Source organism: Chitinophaga flava (genome assembly GCF_003308995.1).
GTDB classification, from domain to species: Bacteria; Bacteroidota; Bacteroidia; order Chitinophagales; family Chitinophagaceae; genus Chitinophaga; species Chitinophaga flava.
In genome coordinates, this window is sequence record NZ_QFFJ01000001.1 from 132,464 (window position 1) to 153,054 (window position 20,591).

15 protein-coding genes are annotated in these 20,591 nt (G+C 44.1%); 4 read left to right on the top strand and 11 right to left on the bottom strand.

Annotation, left to right across the window (positions count from 1 at the left end):
• Nucleotides 1-2: 2 nt before the first annotated feature.
• The 4 genes from DF182_RS00455 to DF182_RS00470 all read right to left on the bottom strand — a co-directional run bounded on the left by DF182_RS00455 (nt 3) and on the right by DF182_RS00470 (nt 5,185).
• Nucleotides 3-2,978 (bottom strand): TonB-dependent receptor, encoded by a 2,976-nt coding sequence (locus tag DF182_RS00455; protein WP_113613726.1) that lies wholly within the window; start codon nt 2,976-2,978, stop codon nt 3-5.
• Between the two features lie 12 nt (nt 2,979-2,990).
• Nucleotides 2,991-3,992, bottom strand: a complete 1,002-nt coding sequence (locus tag DF182_RS00460) for a FecR family protein (protein ID WP_113613727.1) — start codon at nt 3,990-3,992, stop codon at nt 2,991-2,993.
• Between the two features lie 66 nt (nt 3,993-4,058).
• A complete protein-coding gene (locus DF182_RS00465; RefSeq protein WP_113613728.1) occupies nt 4,059-4,661 on the bottom strand; it encodes an RNA polymerase sigma factor in 603 nt (200 codons plus the stop codon).
• 125 nt (nt 4,662-4,786) lie between these two features.
• On the bottom strand, nt 4,787-5,185 hold the full coding sequence (locus DF182_RS00470) for a VOC family protein (RefSeq protein ID WP_113613729.1): 399 nt from the start codon (nt 5,183-5,185) through the stop codon (nt 4,787-4,789).
• Nucleotides 5,186-5,421: 236 nt separating this feature from the next.
• Between DF182_RS00470 and DF182_RS00475 the strand changes: the two genes are divergently transcribed.
• Together DF182_RS00475 and DF182_RS00480 are read left to right on the top strand one after the other, a co-directional pair.
• Nucleotides 5,422-6,249: a helix-turn-helix domain-containing protein gene (locus tag DF182_RS00475; RefSeq protein WP_113613730.1), complete on the top strand. Its 828-nt coding sequence runs from the start codon at nt 5,422-5,424 to the stop codon at nt 6,247-6,249.
• Nucleotides 6,250-6,325: 76 nt separating this feature from the next.
• Nucleotides 6,326-6,874, top strand: a complete 549-nt coding sequence (locus tag DF182_RS00480; protein WP_113613731.1) for a cupin domain-containing protein — start codon at nt 6,326-6,328, stop codon at nt 6,872-6,874.
• A gap of 84 nt (nt 6,875-6,958) precedes the next feature.
• Here the strand turns inward: DF182_RS00480 and DF182_RS00485 are convergent, their stop codons facing one another.
• Complete coding sequence (locus DF182_RS00485; protein WP_113613732.1) at nt 6,959-7,585, bottom strand: DUF2306 domain-containing protein; 627 nt, start codon at nt 7,583-7,585, stop codon at nt 6,959-6,961.
• Between the two features lie 64 nt (nt 7,586-7,649).
• Nucleotides 7,650-8,021, bottom strand: a complete 372-nt coding sequence (locus DF182_RS00490) for a winged helix-turn-helix transcriptional regulator (protein ID WP_113613733.1) — start codon at nt 8,019-8,021, stop codon at nt 7,650-7,652.
• 189 nt (nt 8,022-8,210) lie between these two features.
• Here DF182_RS00490 and DF182_RS00495 point away from each other — a divergent pair, with 189 nt between their 5' ends.
• Together DF182_RS00495 and DF182_RS00500 are read left to right on the top strand one after the other, a co-directional pair.
• Nucleotides 8,211-9,218, top strand: coding sequence for a zinc-dependent alcohol dehydrogenase family protein (locus DF182_RS00495; RefSeq protein WP_113613734.1), 1,008 nt, complete (start codon nt 8,211-8,213; stop codon nt 9,216-9,218).
• A gap of 98 nt (nt 9,219-9,316) precedes the next feature.
• The gene (locus DF182_RS00500; RefSeq protein WP_113613735.1) at nt 9,317-10,066 is read left to right on the top strand and encodes an AAA family ATPase; all 750 of its coding nucleotides are present in this window, start codon (nt 9,317-9,319) and stop codon (nt 10,064-10,066) included.
• Between the two features lie 57 nt (nt 10,067-10,123).
• Here the strand turns inward: DF182_RS00500 and DF182_RS00505 are convergent, their stop codons facing one another.
• The 5 genes from DF182_RS00505 to DF182_RS00525 are packed head-to-tail and all read right to left on the bottom strand — an operon-like array spanning nt 10,124 to nt 20,545.
• Complete coding sequence (locus tag DF182_RS00505) at nt 10,124-11,446, bottom strand: HlyD family efflux transporter periplasmic adaptor subunit (RefSeq protein WP_113613736.1); 1,323 nt, start codon at nt 11,444-11,446, stop codon at nt 10,124-10,126.
• Between the two features lie 22 nt (nt 11,447-11,468).
• Nucleotides 11,469-13,664, bottom strand: coding sequence for a peptidase domain-containing ABC transporter (locus tag DF182_RS00510; protein WP_113613737.1), 2,196 nt, complete (start codon nt 13,662-13,664; stop codon nt 11,469-11,471).
• Nucleotide 13,665: 1 nt separating this feature from the next.
• Entirely contained in the window at nt 13,666-16,833 is a 3,168-nt protein-coding gene (locus DF182_RS00515; RefSeq protein WP_113613738.1) for a lantibiotic dehydratase, read from the bottom strand.
• A gap of 15 nt (nt 16,834-16,848) precedes the next feature.
• Nucleotides 16,849-18,093, bottom strand: a complete 1,245-nt coding sequence (locus DF182_RS00520) for a lanthionine synthetase C family protein (RefSeq protein WP_161964010.1) — start codon at nt 18,091-18,093, stop codon at nt 16,849-16,851.
• A gap of 10 nt (nt 18,094-18,103) precedes the next feature.
• Nucleotides 18,104-20,545 carry an erythromycin esterase family protein gene (locus DF182_RS00525; protein WP_161964011.1) on the bottom strand — a complete coding sequence of 814 codons (2,442 nt, stop codon included), beginning with the start codon at nt 20,543-20,545 and terminating at the stop codon, nt 18,104-18,106.
• Between the last annotated feature and the right edge of the window lie 46 nt (nt 20,546-20,591).

Genomic DNA, 20,591 nt, shown 5'->3' on the forward strand with positions numbered 1-20,591 from the left:
ATTTAGAATTTAAATGATATTTCCCCTGACAGCACCACGGGTTGGGTCAGTTCCCTTACCTTTTTGGAGATGTCGCTATATTTTCTGGTAACGATATTAAAAACGTTGTAGGCACTGACGGAGAACCTGACTTTCTTTTTGATTTCCTTGATCACCTGCATATTCCAGTTGACATAAAAAGGATCGGAGTTGTCAGACTCGTCTGTGCTGAATAAGCCCAGCGATTGCCGGATAGGACTGTCTGGAGCAAGCTCACTGATATCATGATATACGCTTTGTATATCTACATATCCCAGTGGTTGTCCGGCATTACCAATGTTGCGCTGACGCTTGTATACAGAGAAGTTGGTGGTGAGGTTGACGATGAATCCGAGTTTGGGTATATGCGTAGTTGTTCTGAGCCTTGATCTGAAAGACCATGCTTCATAGTTGGAAGGCCCGAATATCCCGTACCAGATGCCGTTGGTAGCCAGTTGCGACTCATCTTTATACAGCAGTCTGTTGATGCTGCTGCCATACTTACTGTAATAGATCGCATTGGAAAGATTGAAGCTGGTGGCAATGGCTTCTATCCTGTGTGTGTTGATGGTCCAGTCGGCACCGATATCTGTTGTAGCGATATCGTTTACTGCCATATTATCCCAGATGCCTACACGAAGTTTTGTTTTCCCGGTTGGCCAATAGTTAATTTTCCCATTTTCGATTTTATAATCATATTCCGGCAACTCAAACTGACGGGGAGCGGAAGAAGTATTAAACCCATCCTTACTTTCCTTATAAAAAACAAACAGGGAGTTGTTAATCGTCTTGCCCAGATATTTAAGGCCTCCTTCCAGCTGAGCAGACTTCATCGGTTTCAGATAACTATTGTCGTGCATTAACTTCTGCGTATATACGAGATATACTCTTTTGGCTGGATCTTCATTATACACGTCCAGCAGGGGAATATCAAAATAGGTGGGCGCGGGATAACGATAAGACATACCCGGAGCTTTGGTAAACAACCCGTATCCCATGGTAATGGTCACCCGTTTGCTGAGCGCTAGCGAGGTATTGATACGGGGTTGTAATGTACCCCATCCATTCTGGATATCGTAACGTAATCCCGGGTTCAGGGACAGTTTACGGTTGAAAGGATAAAGATCGATATGGTCCATGATATAAAAACCGGTGTTAACGAGGGCAGGCAGGTATTCATAGGCGTAAGGCCGCTGGTTCTGATAACGCTGGTTTACAAACCTTGGCGTAGCTGGGTCTACCACTATCCCGTCTCCGTTATTGAAGGATATATATACATTAGCGCCGGCACTCCACTGGTGCTGCTTTTTTCCGGAGCCCCAATGGCCGTTGAATCCCAGGTTGGCACTGGCAGTATTGGGTTTTCCCAGGATATGGTCCACAGCGGTATAAACACCGGGAATATAATATCCTTCGTAAATCCCGGTAGTGTCTTTGTCACCGATAGGCCTGGGATCACGGTTCATGGCGTACTGGGAATAAGACTCCTGCCGGGCCTGAGAGAATCCCATGCTAAGGATTGCATTATCCAGGAACTTACCGTAGATATTATAGCTGGTGCGGTTGGAAATACTGAGTGCATTCGTTTTAGTGAAAACCCGCTCCTCGCGGATATCTTCGGGGTCCATTTTGATATCGTCATTCCGATAATTATAGGAAACGGAAAATGTGTTCTTCAGCTTTTGGCTCAGGCGATAGGTCCACATCAGGTCCAGGTTTGTTCTGTTATAGTTCTGCAGGAGGTTGCGCGGATCTGCATTGCTGCGCAGATAATCGATATATATATTCAGTGCACCCAGTTTTTTACCCAGTTCAAACCCCTTACCAATGCCATACTGAGTTGTGTATCCATTAATACCTATTCTTCCCTGCAAAGGTGTTGCACCTGCCTGTCTGTCGATGATTACGGCACCATTGGTAAGATCACCATATCTGGCGGATGCGATACCCGATACCACTTCGATCCGCTCAACATTACTTACAGGGATATCACGCAGGTCCAGGCCCTGAAAAGGTACATCAAAGCCGCTCTGGCCTGACTTCCGAATGGTAGATGTGGTATTCCCGAACATGGAAAGGCTCTTCGTTTGCATATTGGCATCATTGGAGCGGACGATATCATCCACAATGATGGCGGTACCCATTGAATTATTGGCTGCGGCAGCGTTTAAGGCGGCAGTTCTTAAAGTGATGGACTGTACATTTAGCAGATCCGGCACTTTCTCCTCCCGGCCTGGCAACGTATTTAATATATCCGCCAGGGAAAAGGCCTGGGCCTGTTCTATCACCTCGCGGTCAAATACCAGGGAAGAATTGGAGTTGGTGCCTTTTTGTACAGCATTCACATGAATACCGTTCAGCGTAAGACTCAGCTCCTTTAGCAGAAAGGTCTGCTGCCGGCCATAGGAAGCCGGAGACACCATGGTTTCTATGGTCTGTTTCCCGACATAGGAAATGGAAAGGCTGGAAGGTACGGAGTTATCTGGCACCCGGAATACAAAAACGCCGTCATTGTTGGTAGTCTGCTGGGCACCTGTTTCCTTCAGTTGTACGCTTGCAAATTCAAGGGGCTTGCCTTTTTCATCCACCACGCGACCAGTCAGCACACCAGACTGCGTTCCCGCCTGTTTTAGCGGAAGCATGGCAGCAGCATAAATAATATACCCCTCACCGTTAGTCCTGGTTGTATATCCTGTTCCCTGTAATACAGTGGCGATCAGTGCAGGAAACGGCTTGTCATGAATGTGCCTGGCCGGCACTTTTATCCGGGAAAGGTCTGCCGGGTTGTAAGTCAGTCCGGTGCCGGTAGCTTTTGACACATATTGCAGTGCAGAAGACAATGTCCCCGCAGGAATATTCAGCGTGTATACTTTGGCGTTACCTTGTCCGGTTCCCGCCAGTGGCAGCAATACCGAAAAAAACAACACCATCAGAATGTTATGCAAGTTTAAAGACCCCATCTCTCTAAAAATTTATTGGCAGGCATTTCCTGCTATATGAATAGTATCACCGGATTTCTTCCAGGTAATTCCGTAAATCAGTTTCAGTGCATTCAGCGTATGACTGATATCCTCCACAGGCTTGAAGGTGGTGGTGATGCGGCATGTTGCCAGTGAAGGTGCATCAAATACGATCGTACAGGTATAAGTCCTTTCAAGTACCTGGCGTAGTTCTTCAAAACTTACATCGGAGAGCATGACCGTGCCGGAACGCCAGTCTGCCTGCGCCAGCGCATACGTTTTCAGCACTAACTGGCTGGAGTTGCGGCGACTGGTTATCATCTGCCCTGCAGTTACCGTATCCGCTTTATATTTATCATTACTCACGGATACCAAACCACAGACCACTCCTACCCTTTCCTCATCCTGTTGCTTATAACTGCTGATATTAAAAGAGGTCCCGATATCTGTAATCAGCAAACCGGAATTGGTTGTAACGGTAAAAGGACGATCATCATCATGCAGCACTTCGAAATAGGCTTCTCCATCCAGTAGATCGACATTCCGCCTGTTATTGTAACGCAGCGTGGTAGCGGTGTTCATCCATACTACAGAACTATCCGGTAAAACGATTTTTTTCAGCTCACCTCTTTGGGTGGTCACCATAAAATCCTGATGTGTGCGGTTATGATTCCATATCCAGGCAACGTAAGTCCCCAGCAGTATACATACTACTGCGGCGGCTACACGAAAATATGGCCGAAGGAATTTTTGTCCGATTGATACAGCAGGTGTTACAGCCGGTTGCTGTATCAGTTGCCGGAGTTTGGCTTTTTGTTCATTTATTTCCTGTTGTTCTCCAAACAGAAACATTCCCAGCACCATCCGCTCCGCCTGCCTCAGCAGCGGCTGTCGCTCCGGATGGGTAGCGGCATAGTTTTGCCATAACTGCCGGTCCTGATCATTCCTATGGAGGCAGTAGTTAATAAATGAATCGTCTGTAACGAGGTATTCCAATGTTATCGGTAACTGCATCTGCAAAGTGCTTTACAGTAAGAGCAGTGTTCCCCCGAAATTTTACCCGCCTTTTTGCATATTTTTTTACAGTAATAAATACTGGATAGCGGAGATCATTTCTTTCGAATGGCCGTCGGCTGCAAGTTGGTCGCGCAGCGTTTTCACGGCTTCGTGTATTTTGTTGTAAATAGTTCGCTCGGTTAGTCCGGTCCTTGCTGCCATTTCACTATAGCTGAGACCTTCATAATATTTCAGCCTGATCAATTCCCGTTTTCGGGAAGAAAGCCTGCTGATGGCCCGCTGCAGCACTTCTTCTACTTCCTGCACCCGGATACGGTTGATTAAAAATACTTCATGTGAATCTTCCGTATGCTCCGGATCATCCGGCTGAAACTCACCAGGGAACTGCAGCTTGTTATGATTGTTATTAACGGCAGCGAGTAAACGACGACGGAAAGCTGTCAGCATATACGCCTCCGGGATAGCCACTGCTGTTAGTGTGTCCCTTTTCTGCCAGAAATACAGGAATGTCTGGTTAATGGTATCTTTCACCAGTTCTCTGTCGCTGCAGATCCTCAGGCCATAACGAAGCAATCCGGGATACCATGCATCATACAGGTCCAGCAACAGCTGTTCGTTCCCTTGCAGTAGCCCGTTCCACAATGTTGTTATATCCGGTCTGTCCATCTATACTGCTTTAGGCTCAACTTGAAAAGACGAGCGCAAAAGTAGAACGATAAAACCTGGGATGTTTACGAAATCGGGAAAAATTAAGGGGGAAGTTTACGCGGATCGGGAAAAAATCGCTTACCTTATCGAGATTCCAATTCAACAATCGTTAATCTGTTTCCATATAAATCAGCACAGTGAAAATACGTGCTGCCACCGGCTGTCTCCATCGGTTCGATAATGGTAAGCCCGTTGGTTTTCACATGATCAAACAATCCCTTACAATCATCTGTATAAATAACCAGCGTCGGTTGCCCACCGGTCTGTTTTCCCAGCAATGCCCGTTGTTCCTTACTATCCGCTTTTAAAAACCAGATACCGGATTGTTCATCACCACTGAAACGGATATGCAAAAACCTTTGCCCATCGGTCGTTTCAGCATCAAACAGTTTCTCACAAAAAAAATTCTTGCGGTAAAAATCAAATGCCTGGTCATAATCATCTACCAGCAGGATGGAACGGCCAAGTGTTGTTTTCATCATATTAACGGAGATAGGCGTTTTCTCCAAAGGTAATGGAAAACGGTATTTGAGCCTATCGATTCTGATAGTCAGCACTTTGCAGGGTAAATATTCTAATGGCGGATTACTTAGGAATGCTTCGTACGACCCGGGTAGAAAAAATACAAACCACCATTTTTTTTATTTACATTTAAGTATCGTAAAGCCCCGAATCGTTGAGTACCACGCCGAAATGAACCAGTACAAATTTGTCCCCAATGATCTTCAACGTCAAGCCAGGTTTATTTTTATCTGAATACGTCAGGCTGTACAGGATTGTCGATTTTCACTTTCCTGACAATTTTGTAGTTCCATGCAAAGTATATCCGCCACGGCCGGAGTACTGCTTACAATTTTTTCCAAAAGATATGGAAACCGCCCAATATCCTGATTCAGGTCTGGTTATTGGAAAGAAGAAAGTCATAATGATGGGACAGCATTCCAAGTTGATCCATCGTTATCCGGGTAACGAATTTTTATGTCTGCAAGTTATTTTTCAACCCGGAGGATTTTACCAACTCACTAATATCCCATCTGAATATTTGGTAAACAAGTATATGGACGCTGAAGATATTTTGGGCAAAAATATTCATCTGATAAACGAACAGTTGTTTTATGCCCAGGGCTATGCAGCAATGATTGATATTATTGAGAAATTCCTGATCGACTTCATCAGAAAAAGTAAAATGGTTAAACATCCTGTTGATGACATCAGTATACAGATGCTTCGTGAGGAAGAATTGTTTTCAGTGGATAGATTTTTGAAAACAGCTTGTCTTTCTCACCGGCAGATTGACCGGAAATTTAAAGAGCGAATTGGTATGCCGCCTAAACAGTTTTTGCAGCTTATCCGCTTTGATAAGGCTTTTCGCATGAAGAACCGTTTTTCACAGAAGGACTGGCTTTCGATAGCACTGCATTGCGGTTATCATGATTATCAACATTTAGCAAAGGAGTATAAGGAATTCACCGGTAAAACGCCTGCGCAGTTTTTTGAAATAGATAATAACGCTCCTGAACGGACCCTGGGTGATGTAGAAATATGATAGTAAAAAACGTCCAGTTCTTACCACTGCTTTCGTTCCATCTGAAATTAGCTTTGTGTTGTAAAATTTTTCAGATATGGAACGAAAACAATTTTTACTGACTTCACTCACAGCGATACCTGCTATTGCTTTTGGCAAAATAGCAGGTAATACCAGCGGCATAGCACCGGCATTCATTGTTCGTGCAGGCAGCAACCGCTCTGGCCAGCCTATGATGAAATATATGGGCGCCCATCCTAATGATGTGGTGATTTCAAGGCACGATACCAATAATCAACTGGCCGTTTTTTTATTTACAGGCCACAGCAACATCGGTACGCCATTACATGTGCATTATCATCAAGATGAATTTTTTACCGTATTGGAAGGAAAGTACAAGTTTGTTTGCGGTGAAATGACCAGTGAATTACATGCAGGTGATACTATCTTTTTGCCGAGAAATATCCCTCACCAATGGCTACAGCTGTCAGAGAACGGAAGACTGATTTATGCCGTCAGCCCTGCGGGTGAACTGGAGGATTTTTTCAAAGAGGCAAATGATTTAAAAACGCCTACCGAGGAAGAGATTAATAGGCTTGCCTTAAAGCACGGCATCAGGCATATTGGGCCGCCTTTAAGCTTATAAATAAAGCGATGAGTTACCTAAAACATAAAAGGACGTCTCATTTATTTTTGGGACGTCCTCTTATAGAATCTATTGGCCGGGGTATCACCGGGGTTTCATTCCTTTAATCAGCTCGTAGGCATATAAGGGTAACGACCATCCCAACCAGAAGAAGGTGGGACCAATGTCTGCAAAATTACCCAGGCGTTGCACTACAGGCATTTTCAGCGCCAGCCCCGATACTACAAAAGCCAGCGTAACAAGATAACTTCTGATCATCCAGTCTTTATGTTGCTTGTACTGCCCTTTTACAGCCAGCCACCAGGCTACAAAGGTGGTGGTAATCCATACGGACACCCACACCTGCAGAGAAAAGGCATAGGCCCAGTTGATAGCATAAGCCGTGGTAGCAGCCAGTACTACTGCACAGATACTGCTGGCCAGAATAGCCAGTAGATAAAGATATCCGATCACACGATGCGGTTTCCTGTTTTGCAGCAACCGCTTCGAAAATTGAAACGGGCCTAACACCAACGCACCTCCGCCGGCGGTAATATGCATCAGAAGAAACCATCTGACCGGGAAATATTTACCCATTGCTTCCGGTGTTAGCCGGAGGTATCCATCGGCAGTATGCATAAAGGTCCAGGTAATGTACAGAATGCCCAACCACACCAGGAAATAAAACAAATCTTTTAATGTCAAAGGGCCACCGGCCATCGTCTTACTCATGTTGAATACGAATTTATGGGAACAAAATTCCGTATCTGACCAACAAGAGTCAATAACCGAAAAATTATTCGGTATAGGCACTGGCGTTAGCAACGGCCTGTTTCACTTCTTCCCCATGCTTCTTACCCCAGTTATCGATCACTTCAATAACAGGCACCAGGGAAAGGCCCAGGCTGGTTAAAGTGTAATTAGCCCGCAGTGGGAAACCGGGCTGTATATTTTTCTGTACTACACCTAAGGCTTCCAACTCTCTGAGTTGCATATCCAGTACGCGCGGTGTGGCTTCCTTTATCAGCCGGTGTATTTCGCTGGGACGCTGATAACCTTTATGAATCATATCAACGATACAGGGCTTCCATTTAGCGCCCAGTACTTTCGTATATACAGTAATGCCGCAATCAAGGTCCAATGGTATTTTACGTTCGTAGGTAAACATGCTGCAGTAGGTTTTTTATAAAAAATAAATTCATCTATCGTCCGGTAATCCGGCAATAGATAAAGCTAAGGATATCTTTCGAGATTCTTTACACGATACTATTATCCAAAGATATTACTGCTAAATACAAAATGGTTACTGCGCTGAAAAGATAGGCTTTCCGAATTTTGGCAGCCGAAAATAACAATCATGAAAACAATAGTAATAACGCACTACGGACAGGCCAAAGAAGTATTTGAAACCATAGAAACCCCTATGCCCGTGTTGTCATCAGGAGAGATACTGGTAAAGGTGATGGCCACCTCCGTCAATCCGATAGATTATAAAATACGTGGAGGGTATCTACCACATTTAATACCTGCTTTTCCGGCGGTCCTGCATGGCGATGTAGCTGGTGTGGTAGCACAGGTAGGGCCCGATGAACAGCGGTTTAAGGTGGGCGATCGTGTATACGGATGTATCGGCGGTTTTTTAGACCGGAGTGGTGCACTGGGTGAATTCGCGAAAGGAGATAGTACCCTGTTTGCCCGCATGCCCAAAAACCTCGATTTTGCCCAGGCTGCGGCCCTGCCATTAGTGGGTATCACCGCCTATCAGACGGTGTTTGAAAAGGGTAATATCCAACCAGGCCAGCGAGTACTGATATATGGCGCCGCAGGTGGCGTAGGACATATTGCAGTACAACTTGCCCGCATAGCAGGGGCTGAAGTCTTTGCCACCGTTTCCAGCCAGGAAAAAGCCGATATCGTCCGGGCATTGGGAGCCCATCACACGATTGATTACACCCGCACCAGTATCGAAGACATGATCGCGCAATATACAAATGGGGAAGGCTTTGATATGGTGATTGATATGGTAGGAAATGACAACCTGCTCAACAGCTTCACACTGACGAAGGTAAGAGGAACCATCGTCACTATCCTGGCCTGGACCACACTGGACATCTCCCTCCTGCACCAAAAGGCACTCAGCTTCCATGTAGTACATATGATTACGCCTTTTCTCTTTAATGATACAACAGGGCAGCAACAACTCGGCAGCACATTGGATCATATCACAGCACTGGTGGAAGCCGGACAAGTAAAACCACATATTGACCGTATATACCCTTTTGCTCAGATTGCAGCTGCGCATGAATACGCAGAAAGCGGGGGCATTACCGGGAAAGTAGTTATTGCGCAGGAAGGTGGCTTGTGACATACCGGCGATCAATTCCAGGAGCTATAGTGTATCCCGATACACTATAGCTCCAATTCCCTATATTTACACCAGCTGTATCATTCAATCTGCAAACGATGATTCATAAGAGAGGTTTATTACAAGTTTCCCTGAAGGAAGACAAAATCCCATCTTCCCGGAATTACCCCTTTAATATTCCGGCACTCCGGAATTTCTCTACTTTGAAATTCCATCCCAAGGTGACCTACCTGTCAGGAGAAAACGGAATGGGAAAGTCTACCCTGATTGAAGCGATTGCTGTTGCCTGTGGTTTTAACCCTGAGGGTGGTTCGAAGAATTTTAATTTCAGCACCCGTGGCTCACATTCTGTGCTGCATCAGTATCTAACCATAGCCCGTGCGCCGGGAACGCCTAAAGACGGCTTTTTCCTGCGAAGTGAGAGTTTCTTTAATGTGGCCACCAATATTGAAAAGCTGGATAAAGAAGCAGAAGCGGGAACACCCATCATCAAATCCTACGGAGGCCGATCCTTGCACGAACAATCCCATGGCGAATCTTTCTGGGCATTATTTATGAAACGCTTTGGAGGCAACGGCCTCTATATACTGGACGAACCGGAAGCAGCCTTATCCCCTACCCGCCAGATGGCTATGCTTTCCCGAATGCATGATCTTGTGCAACAGGATTCGCAGTTTATCATTGCTACCCATTCTCCTATTGTGATGGCTTACCCCCACGCCACTATCTATGAACTAACGGAGAACGGCATACGAAAAACCACCTATACAGAAACAGAGAATTACAAGATATCGCACCAGTTTCTCAACAACTATGAACAACTACTGAAAATTTTACTGGATAGTTAAAAGTATTGCACTGCTCTCTTTGTAGATGTTCGATTTTTTTTGAAATTCTTACAAAAGTTACCGGGTAGACTTATAGACTTTTTCAAAAAGGCGCTGGAGAATATTTTTATTTTCGGTAAATATTTCACCGGAGCCATCCATCTGGGCCTGCAACGGTATTACTTTATGCAAACTGGTTTGCAGACTGTCATGGATCAGTTTTATTTCAAGAGAGAATGTGCTATCCATTGGCACTTCAGACCTGGAAACAATTTTTCCGGATAAAGTGCCATACTCCTCATAAGGATAAGCAGCTAGTTTAATTAGCACCTCCTGCCCTACTTTAACGCGACCGGCACCACTTATACCGATTCCCCCTCTTACTACCAGCTGTTGCGTTTCAGGCACCACCATAAAAATGCCCTCACCGGCATGCACAAACTGGTTTTCCTTCCAGAAGTTATAATAAACCACCTTTCCCTTTATAGGACTGACTAAAACAAATTTCTCCTTCCAGGAACCATAACTACCCAGCAGCTTTCTGGCTGCCATCTGCACGTCACGGATCACCGAAATCTGCTCTTTCTCGAAACTTTTGTTAAGATCAAAGATTTGCTGTTCCAGCTCTTCTACTTTAGCATTACTACGAAGTATATCGCTATAACATGCCTCCGTTGCCATCCGCTGATTCAGATACTTCATTCTGGCTTCGTCGTATTGTGCAGGAGCGATGACTTTATCTATCAGTAAAGACGAATCGCTGCCAAATCTGGCGTATTGCAGTTGTAGCTGCTCGCGAAGCAGCTCACTTCTTTTCCTGAGCTCTACCAACAGATTTTCCTGATAATCCCGCTGATGACGAAGGTTAGCCAACTTCTGCGGGTAACCATTCTTTTGAAGAAAATAGCGGCACTGCTCAACAGCCTGCAATAATCCTACGTACATGTCCTGCAGCTCCCCCAACTGATACCCTTCATGCAGATTGAGTACAGCCAATGGTTCCAGGAGGTGGCGGCTTGTATCAAGATATTTGCAGAACCCCGCTACTGTTTCAACATCTTCAAACCTTGCAGGGTTGGCAATGATTGCGATCACCTGATTTTCCGAAGCAGCAGAATCACCCGATACCAACAAATGCTGGAGATTTCCCGGAGTTTTAGCTACTATTTTTACCGGAGGACTGGCAGAATAAATCGTCACTCCTGCATTCACAATCTCCGGATATTTGATAAAGTAACAACCGATCAGCAACAACGTAATAATAACGCAGATGGTAGTTATTCCATAACGAACAATCCAGCCCGGTGTTCGTCCTAATATTTCATTTGCTTCATCGCTGTAAGGAATGTCATCCTCCAGCCATCTTAATTGATCTGCCTTTTGAGGTATTTCTGCTGACATAAATGATTTTTCAGGTTAAATCTCAGGAGACCAGTTCCAGCTGATCCTTCACCAGGTTAAAATAATATCCTCTCTTTCCTACAAGCTCCTCGTGTGTACCGGTTTCCACCACTTTACCCTTATGCAGTACTACGATCTGGTCAGCATTTCTGACCGTGCTAAGCCTATGGGCAATGACCACCACCGTTCTTCCTGTATAGAAACGATTCATATGCTGCATAATGATTTTTTCATTGGTAGTATCAAGATGGCTGGTGGCCTCATCAAAAAATAAATAGGCGGGATCCTTGTACACAGCCCTGGCAATCTGCAGCCGTTGTTTCTGGCCTGCGCTAATACCACTACCGGTTGTTCCGATTTTAGTACGGGTACCCAGCGGAGCTGTTTCAATAAAATCATCCAGGTTGGCAATATGTATCGCCGACCTCAGTTTTTTCCGGTCAGGCTCTTCCTCAGACAAACAGATATTTTCTGCAATGGTACCAGAAAACACAAAACCGTCCTGCATAACCGCGCCACTTCTGGCCCTCCACCATGTTGGTGAGATATGGGAAAATACAGTATCCCCTACCCGGATTTCTCCTTTCTGAGGTTGATAGAATTTAAGGAGAATTTTCATCAGTGTTGTTTTCCCGCTTCCACTCTCTCCCACGATAGCCGTAATTTTTCCTTTGGGGATTACCATAGATACATCCTGCAGAGCGTACCTGCCAAGCTCCCCCTCGTACTGAAACGATACATCACGGATCATGATATCCCCCAGCGCAGATTCTCCAGGGACCAGGTTGTTGTTTTCCGTTTCCTCATTTCCAATACTATGTACATCTCCCAACCGCTCCAGACTTAATTTAGCATCCTGCGCAGACTGTATAAAACCAAGTAATTGTTCAACCGGGCTATTCAACTGCCCAATAATATAACTGACAGACATCATCATGCCTAAGGTCATGTGTCCATCTATGACCGCTTTAGCACTGATAAATGAAATAAGGATGTTTTTTATTTGATTGAACACCACCGACCCCACCTGCTGATACTGCCCCAGGGTCAGCGATTTGATACTCACCTTGAACATCTTCACCTGTAACCTTTCCCATTCCCACAATTTGGAGGTTTCACAAGTATTCAGTTTTACCTCCTGCATACCGGAAATCATTTCGTACATCAGGTTTTCATTCTGGCTTAACCGTTGAAAACGTTGATAGTCCAGTTCCTTACGGTATTTCAGAAACAGCACTATCCAGCATATCCCGGCCGTACTGAAAGCCGCGTAGACCAGCAGCAATTTCCAGTTATATATAAACAGGACAATGATATAAACGAACAGGTTTACAAAGGAGAATACAGTCGACAATGCCGAACCCGTCAGGAAAGACTGGATTCGCTGATGGTCGGTAATACGTTGCCGGATATCACCTATCAGTTTGGTATCGAAATAACTAACAGGCAACTTCATTAGCTTCCGCAGAAAATCAGATAAAATACTGATAGTAAGCCTGCTGTTCATGTGTAACATGATCCAGCCCCGGATAAAATCTATGGCCATATTACCTACTGAAAGAGAAAGCTGTGATATCAGAATCAGGTAAACGAAACTAACATCCCGCCTGTTAACACCATAGTCCACCAGCCCCTGCGTAAGGAACGGAAAGATAAGAGATAACAGGCTACCGAAAAATACCGCCAGAAAAAGTTGCAGGATGTGTTTCCTGTGAGGTGATAAATATTTCAGTAAAAATTTAAATCCAGGTACTTTTTGTTCTTCTTCCTCTTCAAGAAATCCCAGCTCTGATGGTGCCAGCAACAATGCAATTCCTTTTCCATTCGTTGCATCCAGCCAGCTTTTCAGGAAGGTTTCCTTGTTTACTCTCACCATTCCATGGGCAGGATCTGCCACCAGGATTGTTCCCTTCTCCTTTCTACCTGAATAGTTTTGCGGCGGGAGCACCACAAAATGCTGCTGATTCCAGTACAATATACACGGTAGTGGCGCTTCTTCATCCAGTTGTTCGAATGTGATCTTTACAGACATAGACCTGAAGCCGATTTTCTCCGCTGCCCTACCAAGTCCCAGTAAGCTCACACCTTCTCTTCCGATGGATGATAATTGCCGCAATAGCTGCATGGAGTAATTCTTACCATAATATCTGGCAATCATCCTCAGACAAGTAGGGCCGCAATCAGTAGTATCAAGTTGTTTATAAAATGTAAATCCCATATCACTGAATTACTTTAGCCTGCTTCATAATGGATTCAATAGAGATATAATATTTTTTCATAAGCGTATAAATAACCAGCTCATGTTTCCGTGGACTACTTATCATCATCCTGTTGATCAGCATATGGATATAACTCCTTAATTGAGTCTCTATGCTGTCATACTGTTGCAATTGTTGTTTTAATTCAGCAACTACTGACTGTAATGCCCTGCTTCTTTTTTCGATGATGTTAGTGACATCCCTCCATATATCCTCATGCTGATCATCCTGCCCTGCCATCACCTTGCGTATATAACTATTCTCCTTTCTGTAAATTTCGTTTAGATGAATTTCAAGGGCATCCGAATTACCAAATTCCTGCATAAACGCAGTACTCAGTTTTTCCATTATAGCGCGCTTACCGCTCAGGGTCAGTCCAAAATCCTCCAACAACTGATGAACAGATTTTATTACTACCAACCACCTGAATCTCTCACCTTCATCGCCATGAAGTATACTGATTAACTGAAGCGCAGCGATACTGTCAAATTGAAAAAATGATTCTGCATGAATAATCGTCGTTTCTCCATATCGTTCCAATTCCCGCTTGTATGTGTCTGTTTGTATCCGGTAAACGATATGTTCTTCCACGTAGGGATGTAACAATGCCTGGAGGTCTTTTAATATGGATTCCCAGAATCCGTCCTTCTGGTCGTTATAAAAGCGTAATCGCAGGTGGAAATCTGTATCTACATACCTGATAAAGAAAAATCCGGTAATACATTTTCCCTCCAGCAAGGAACTAACATAAGGGGCAATCACATCCGTCAGAATGGTTTCGGCATGCCGCATACCGCAATATATTTTCACATATAACCATGGACTTCCCGGCACAAAATTTCTTTGAATATTACTCGCCGTATGCTTAATACCCACTGGGGCCGATATAATATTATCCATGTTTCTATGCAGCGGGAATACCACTTCATTGAGATAAGTACCGGAAGTTCCTTCCACTATTGTTTCATGTGGCTGTCCCAGAAACTCAAGTAACACCACACTACCTTTCTTCTGAAGCTCCTTATACAGTATACCGGCGCCAATGTGGGTATCCAGGTCGATTAACAATTCATTATCATAGTCCACCAGTAATACCTGTTGGGGCAGATTCCTGGCTTTTCTCAATTGTTGAATATGCTGCCACTCGCCCTGTTCATTAAACTGCTGTAATTCTTTACGTGTTATTCTCCACCTCGCGCGGGAGAGTATGATTTGCCTGTATCTTACGGCCGGAAGAAAATCCCGGTCATCCAATACTCCCCAGTTCCACCTGAAGCCACCTGCCACATGTTGTGTTTGCAGATCACAGAGGAACTTATAGACTACCAGGGTACCGTTATTAAAGTTGTGGGCAGTGCTCATTCTGGGTATTACCCTTTTATTTAACCGCTTGCTGCGAAGGACGACCTCTCCCTTTACAACACTCACCATCAAGTCATCAATTGTAATCTGCCTGTCTCTTTCCACACCAGGTTGACACAGATAGGGAATTTCAAAATCCCTCAATGCAGGGCGCATTAAAACATTGCCTACTCTGGCCTGTGGCAGGTGAACTATTTCGGCCAGAATTGCATCAGGATACCATTTTTCTTCATCACGAAGGCACTCCTTCAGGCCATCACACAGCTTTTGATCACCATGCGCAAATCGGCCAAGTAGTATAGCGGAAGAGGGTCCGCTGGCACTCCTCAAACAGAAACGGTACCTTCCTTCATCAATGGCAGCAGCACTATCAGCTAGTAGCGAACCATGCAAATGAAAACTAACCGGAATAATATTCTCTGATCCTCTGCCTGTAACTGATCTCAATTCTTCTTCCAGTAAGATTATTTCTTTAGCGCCGCAACTGATCGCTTCCAGATATTTATTCAGCAAAAATTTATCAAATGCCGTGAATGAACTGTTACTATTCCCTCTTTCCGCCGCATTCCCGATACCTTTTACTAACGGGGCAAACTCAACAGATCCATTACGAAATGTTCCGTAACCAATTCCGCTTTCGGGGTCCAGCACTTCTGTCAGTGGTATTTCCTGCTCTTCATAACGGTTGGCAAAATCCTTTCTGAATGTATCCAGGAATACATTGCCGGCCATACCCAATGCAGCATACAACAATGCGGTATCCCGGCAAAGGTCCTGTACCAGTGACGAATGCAGGCGATTGGACACTGATTGATGATAAAGGTCAATCTGTACCAGATCCTTTTCTGATGATCCAGGGATAAATACTGATAACAATGTCTGTATTTCCTTATACTTATCGACGCCTCTTTTTTCACCTTCCAGCAAACTATTCACCTTTTTCAACTGAGCAACAATTGTTGTAGTGTCATTTAACCGCTCCAGCTTTTCGATCAGCACATGGAAGAAGAAGTCACCCGTAACAGCGGGTTCCAGTTCACTCACCAGCAATTGGCTCTCCAACAAAGATTCCACAAACTCTTCCGCTTCCTCACTGGAAATATCATCTGTCTGAAGCTTATTTGCTATTGCATCCAATGTTGCACCGTCACGGCAGGTATCCATTACCAATTGCAGGTATTCAGCATATTGAACCGAGGATATACGAAATGTCCTGTATTTATCAACCGTTTTATACTCAATATATCGCAGCTGATCTCCCATTTTGTAAATACTATTGTTGGGGTAATATTTAATCTGCCTTTTCACCTCCGGGAGAGCAGCAATCACAGCAGCCAGTTCAGATACATAATTCATATCTAACCGGGCATTCATCCTGTAACTCCCTTCTTCCAGCTTCAAGTCTGATTTATCACTTACCTCACCGGTGCTGCACCCCGCAAAGAGTCCATAGGGCGTGCTTCTGGTGCACATCCTGCAATAATACTTGTATAAAGAATTCAGTAATTTATCAAGGTCTTTTTTACTTCGCGACGCTCCTCCCAGCCACTTCATCATTTCATCATACAACACCGGAGAGGAAATATATATGGCCTCCTGCAACAGCGTGTCTGTATATATCTCCTTTAACAAGGCCTCCAATCTGGTTTTATCTTCCGCGATTGTTTTGTTTAACCGGAAGAGATGAGCCACCGGCAATAAAGGCGTACGTAACAAATAAAAATCCGCTCCGGAAATTCCCGGTTGATCTCTCTTCTCATCTTTCATATGTAAAAATTATTATTAAGATCCAGGTTGATTCAACAGTAATATGGAATCCCACTTGTTTAAATCCGGTCTGATGCAGTTAATCAGCGTCAGACCAATACCAGCCAGTCCTGTTAATACACCGAAATGATTGAGGATAATTGTTTCATCCGCTACAATTTCTTTAGACATTTCAAGCTCACTAAAGTGGTCAAGCATCTTATTAGTATTAGCAATGGTGGCTTTCAGCCAATAATCAGCGGCTGTCAATATTTCCGGGTCGTTGTTATATTGCAGAATACGATTGAACTGATACAGTATACCGCTGGTACCATGACAAAAACATGGATCATGGTAATCCAGCGTCTTATCCCACATGACTTTACTGTTATGTAGTCTTCTTACTGCCACCTTTCGCATCACCAGACCTGCCTTGCAGACATATGCAGGCTCGTTCAGCCCAACAGCAGCATTATATAACATGGAAACAATGCCCAGATCTCCGTAACACCAAGCAAGGCGGCTCTCTGCCATATCCGTTTCCGGTCCTTCTCCACTGGCCATAGCAGGGAAACTTGTCAATCCACGCTGAGTCTCTTTGGATAAAACCCATGCAATGGCATTGCGAATAAGATCCTTTGTTGTGTCAGTAGGATAATGTTTATCCAGGTATATCAAAAAATTTACAATGCCAGGTATACCATGCGCCAACCCGAGGTTGGCTTTATGCTGAATCCCTGGCTGCCAGTCCTCCCACCAGACTTCACCATTGCCGGTAATTTTTTTGTTGTTACTGAACCATTGTAATATCTGTTCATAGTACTGATGATTGCCGGGATTATCTTCCTCCAGCAAGTAAATGGCAGAACCAATAAACCCGTATAAAAGATCATAGTTGCCCACCTCCAGCTGTATTGATAATGCGTCGATAATATATGGTTCAATATCTTCAAGAGCCGCCACCGAATCTGAGGTCAGCAAATCCAGCCTGATCAGGTGTTTTATCAACCAGGCAGGCCCACAAAAACCACCCCCCAGGCCATTAGCCTGATTAAGCGATGATATTGCTTCCAGGGATTTTTCCAGGAAACCCATCGCAGTATGATAATGGCGCTCATTCTGTGTAAGCCGGGTATAGTATGCGAAAAAAAGTGCGATGCCAGCATTTCCTTTCATAAGACCGCAATGATTCATTTCAGCAGCATCATCGAAAAAAGTGCTCATACGTACCAGCAACGCTTCTATTTCAACTCTTAATTCTTTTGTGACATAAGAATACATAAGCATGATTTTACCGGATCAACGGCCTGTTATAATGATACCAGAAATCTTTATCTGCCGCGGCACGGTATAGGTTTTCCATCCGCGCTGGCAATCCGGTACTTTTCACATCTGTTGTTTGTACACTATTTACAAATAATAACATATGCGCATTCAGCCTGATATCACGCTGCAATTTCAGGTTGAATCCTTTGTAATTCCAGTACATATGGCCATAATGCAGGCTGTAACGGCCATCTTCCTTTCGTTGATAAATATTGACAGTTCTGATAGCCTCATCATGGAGAATGGTATTTCCGATGGGCACATTTCGTCCTCGCGCAGAGAACTCTTCAGAGAGCTGATTGAGCCTGCCTGTATCCCGATTCCAGGTCATATCTGTTTTCAGAATAGCCATATCGGATTCCTGAATGTAAATAGTACCATAAAAATCACTGACATAATGTATTCCCACCAGGGCAGCATTAGCCCTTTTGGCTGTAATACCTACAACAATTATCCTGGAGCTGTCAGTATAGATGATGGAGTCAAGACTGACACGTAGCCTGTTTATCTTATGAGCATTCAGTACCGGACATGATTTAACCGCATCCAACATATTCGACCATATAGAGGTACCCTGAAACGGCACAAAATATTTTCCACCTGATCTGTCTGCCTGTATTATATTCGCTTTACGCACGGTTGATTTGTAACGGGATTTACTGCTGTAACCATTCTTTGCCATCATATCTGCAATATATTCCTGATCACTTACGACAGAATCATTCAGGGATGCCAGCATATGTACATATACATCCATCATCATATCATCCTGAATAAAATTGCCAGACATGGCCTTGACTGCTGCTTTCAGCACCTTCTCTGCATTGATCTTTCTTTGGCTTACCACTACTTCACCCAGGTTATAATAACCGGGCATTAGACTAACGGTATGAACAATGGATAATTTTTCAACTGTGGTTTTAAAGGTATTATATCCTATAGAAGAAATGATGATAGTATCCTTCGGATCACAGGCAAACCTACACGCCGCCAATCCTGTTTCACTGGTAAAATTTGCTTCCCCGGTCCTTGTTACCCTGATGGTCGCAAAAGGAACGGGTATTCCCGATTTACCGTCAACTACCTTTATCTTTAACAGCGAAGCCGCAGCAGTATCAACGGATATTTGATTACCCGGATCATTTTTCCCAAAGGCTGTATCAATCACATCTTCCTGACGAGGCCGGGAGGGTGTTATTTCCCGGGTATATAATAAGGCATCAAAAGCCTTCTCCCATGGCCCTTGTAAAGGAAGATGATCAAAAGCATAACTGGTGAAGGAAGCCGTATTAACGGAATTTTTTTTAAGGTCAACCAGACACGTATTATACCCTTGCCCCATTAATACAGATTCAACAGATGTTGCGATTGTACGTGGTAGCTCCTTCGGAATGCCAGACCAGGTGGCATATGTACCATAACTTCCTGTTACAGCAACATTGATGACAGCTGTATCACCCATACTGTTTTTTACCAGCTGTCCCATAGGTTTATAATCATTTAATTCACTATCATTGAAAACATCTGTTCTGTTGGCAAAATGTAAACTTGCTCCCCAACAGATTATTTTCTGGTCTTTAAAATATTTCAGAAGAAACAGCAGATTATTGGCCATCTGAGCATCTCTTGCATTACTATCACTTGCCTTGAATGTATTAATATTTTTTCCTGTGGGGTTATGGTAAAAATAATCTGTGGCAAGACTGAGTGTGCTTCTTATGAATTGCGCATAAAGATTTTTCCTGCGTCTGGTTGTTTCATTGTTGTCATTAATATTTTCCAGTGCTGACAGCAGTTTAGTGAGCATTTGCCGGTATTGCTTAAAGTCAACATGCCTGGGCCATGAAAATCTCTCACCGAAAAAATCTGACACTTCGCCTAACATATCGAATCCGATTCCTGCTGTATCCTTGTTATGCTGTCGCAGTAATGCGGGTAAATCATCTTCCCAAAAACGGATGGCGTATGTTCCTGTAATCTGATGATCGAACCCGGCAATCTGTAAGGTATTTTTGTTTTGATGAACATACCGTAAAACTCCCCGGAAATCTTCACTACCAGTCCAGACATTGAATAAACTGTTACTCATTGCCTCATTGACATCCTCCCCTTCCTTAATGGCTTCATTGGCCATTGCAACATCTATCAGTCCACTCTCAAACGCAAGCACATTAAATCCCATTCTTTCATGCAGGTATTTAACCAGATCTGCTTTGATGCGGAACACATTTCCTTCGCCATGGGAGATTTCTCCCAGCATCACCACCCTGGCATTACCTATCAGCTCCCGGAATTTTTTTTCTTCGGCCGCATTCCCGGGAAAGCCTCCATTATCAATCACTATAACAGCGCTCCGAAGAGAGGTATCAGTTTGTTGCGCATTCGCAATACTACTATTGGTAAACATCCATAAAAAGAATAAGATACTTCCACAGCATCGTGCAATCCTGGAA

Bases quoted from the DNA above. Each gene is read 5' to 3' on its own strand.
- DF182_RS00475 (WP_113613730.1), top strand. From the start codon at position 5,422: ATGATCTTCAACGTCAAGCCAGGTTTATTTTTATCTGAATACGTCAGG.
- DF182_RS00520 (WP_161964010.1), bottom strand. From the start codon at position 18,093: ATGTATTCTTATGTCACAAAAGAATTAAGAGTTGAAATAGAAGCGTTG.
- DF182_RS00525 (WP_161964011.1), bottom strand. From the start codon at position 20,545: ATGTTTACCAATAGTAGTATTGCGAATGCGCAACAAACTGATACCTCT.
- DF182_RS00500 (WP_113613735.1), top strand. From the start codon at position 9,317: ATGATTCATAAGAGAGGTTTATTACAAGTTTCCCTGAAGGAAGACAAA.
- DF182_RS00515 (WP_113613738.1), bottom strand. From the start codon at position 16,833: ATGAAAGATGAGAAGAGAGATCAACCGGGAATTTCCGGAGCGGATTTT.
- DF182_RS00505 (WP_113613736.1), bottom strand. From the start codon at position 11,446: ATGTCAGCAGAAATACCTCAAAAGGCAGATCAATTAAGATGGCTGGAG.
- DF182_RS00480 (WP_113613731.1), top strand. From the start codon at position 6,326: ATGGAACGAAAACAATTTTTACTGACTTCACTCACAGCGATACCTGCT.
- DF182_RS00510 (WP_113613737.1), bottom strand. From the start codon at position 13,664: ATGGGATTTACATTTTATAAACAACTTGATACTACTGATTGCGGCCCT.
- DF182_RS00485 (WP_113613732.1), bottom strand. From the start codon at position 7,585: ATGAGTAAGACGATGGCCGGTGGCCCTTTGACATTAAAAGATTTGTTT.
- DF182_RS00495 (WP_113613734.1), top strand. From the start codon at position 8,211: ATGAAAACAATAGTAATAACGCACTACGGACAGGCCAAAGAAGTATTT.
- DF182_RS00490 (WP_113613733.1), bottom strand. From the start codon at position 8,021: ATGTTTACCTACGAACGTAAAATACCATTGGACCTTGATTGCGGCATT.
- DF182_RS00465 (WP_113613728.1), bottom strand. From the start codon at position 4,661: ATGGACAGACCGGATATAACAACATTGTGGAACGGGCTACTGCAAGGG.
- DF182_RS00470 (WP_113613729.1), bottom strand. From the start codon at position 5,185: ATGATGAAAACAACACTTGGCCGTTCCATCCTGCTGGTAGATGATTAT.
- DF182_RS00455 (WP_113613726.1), bottom strand. From the start codon at position 2,978: ATGGGGTCTTTAAACTTGCATAACATTCTGATGGTGTTGTTTTTTTCG.
- DF182_RS00460 (WP_113613727.1), bottom strand. From the start codon at position 3,992: ATGCAGTTACCGATAACATTGGAATACCTCGTTACAGACGATTCATTT.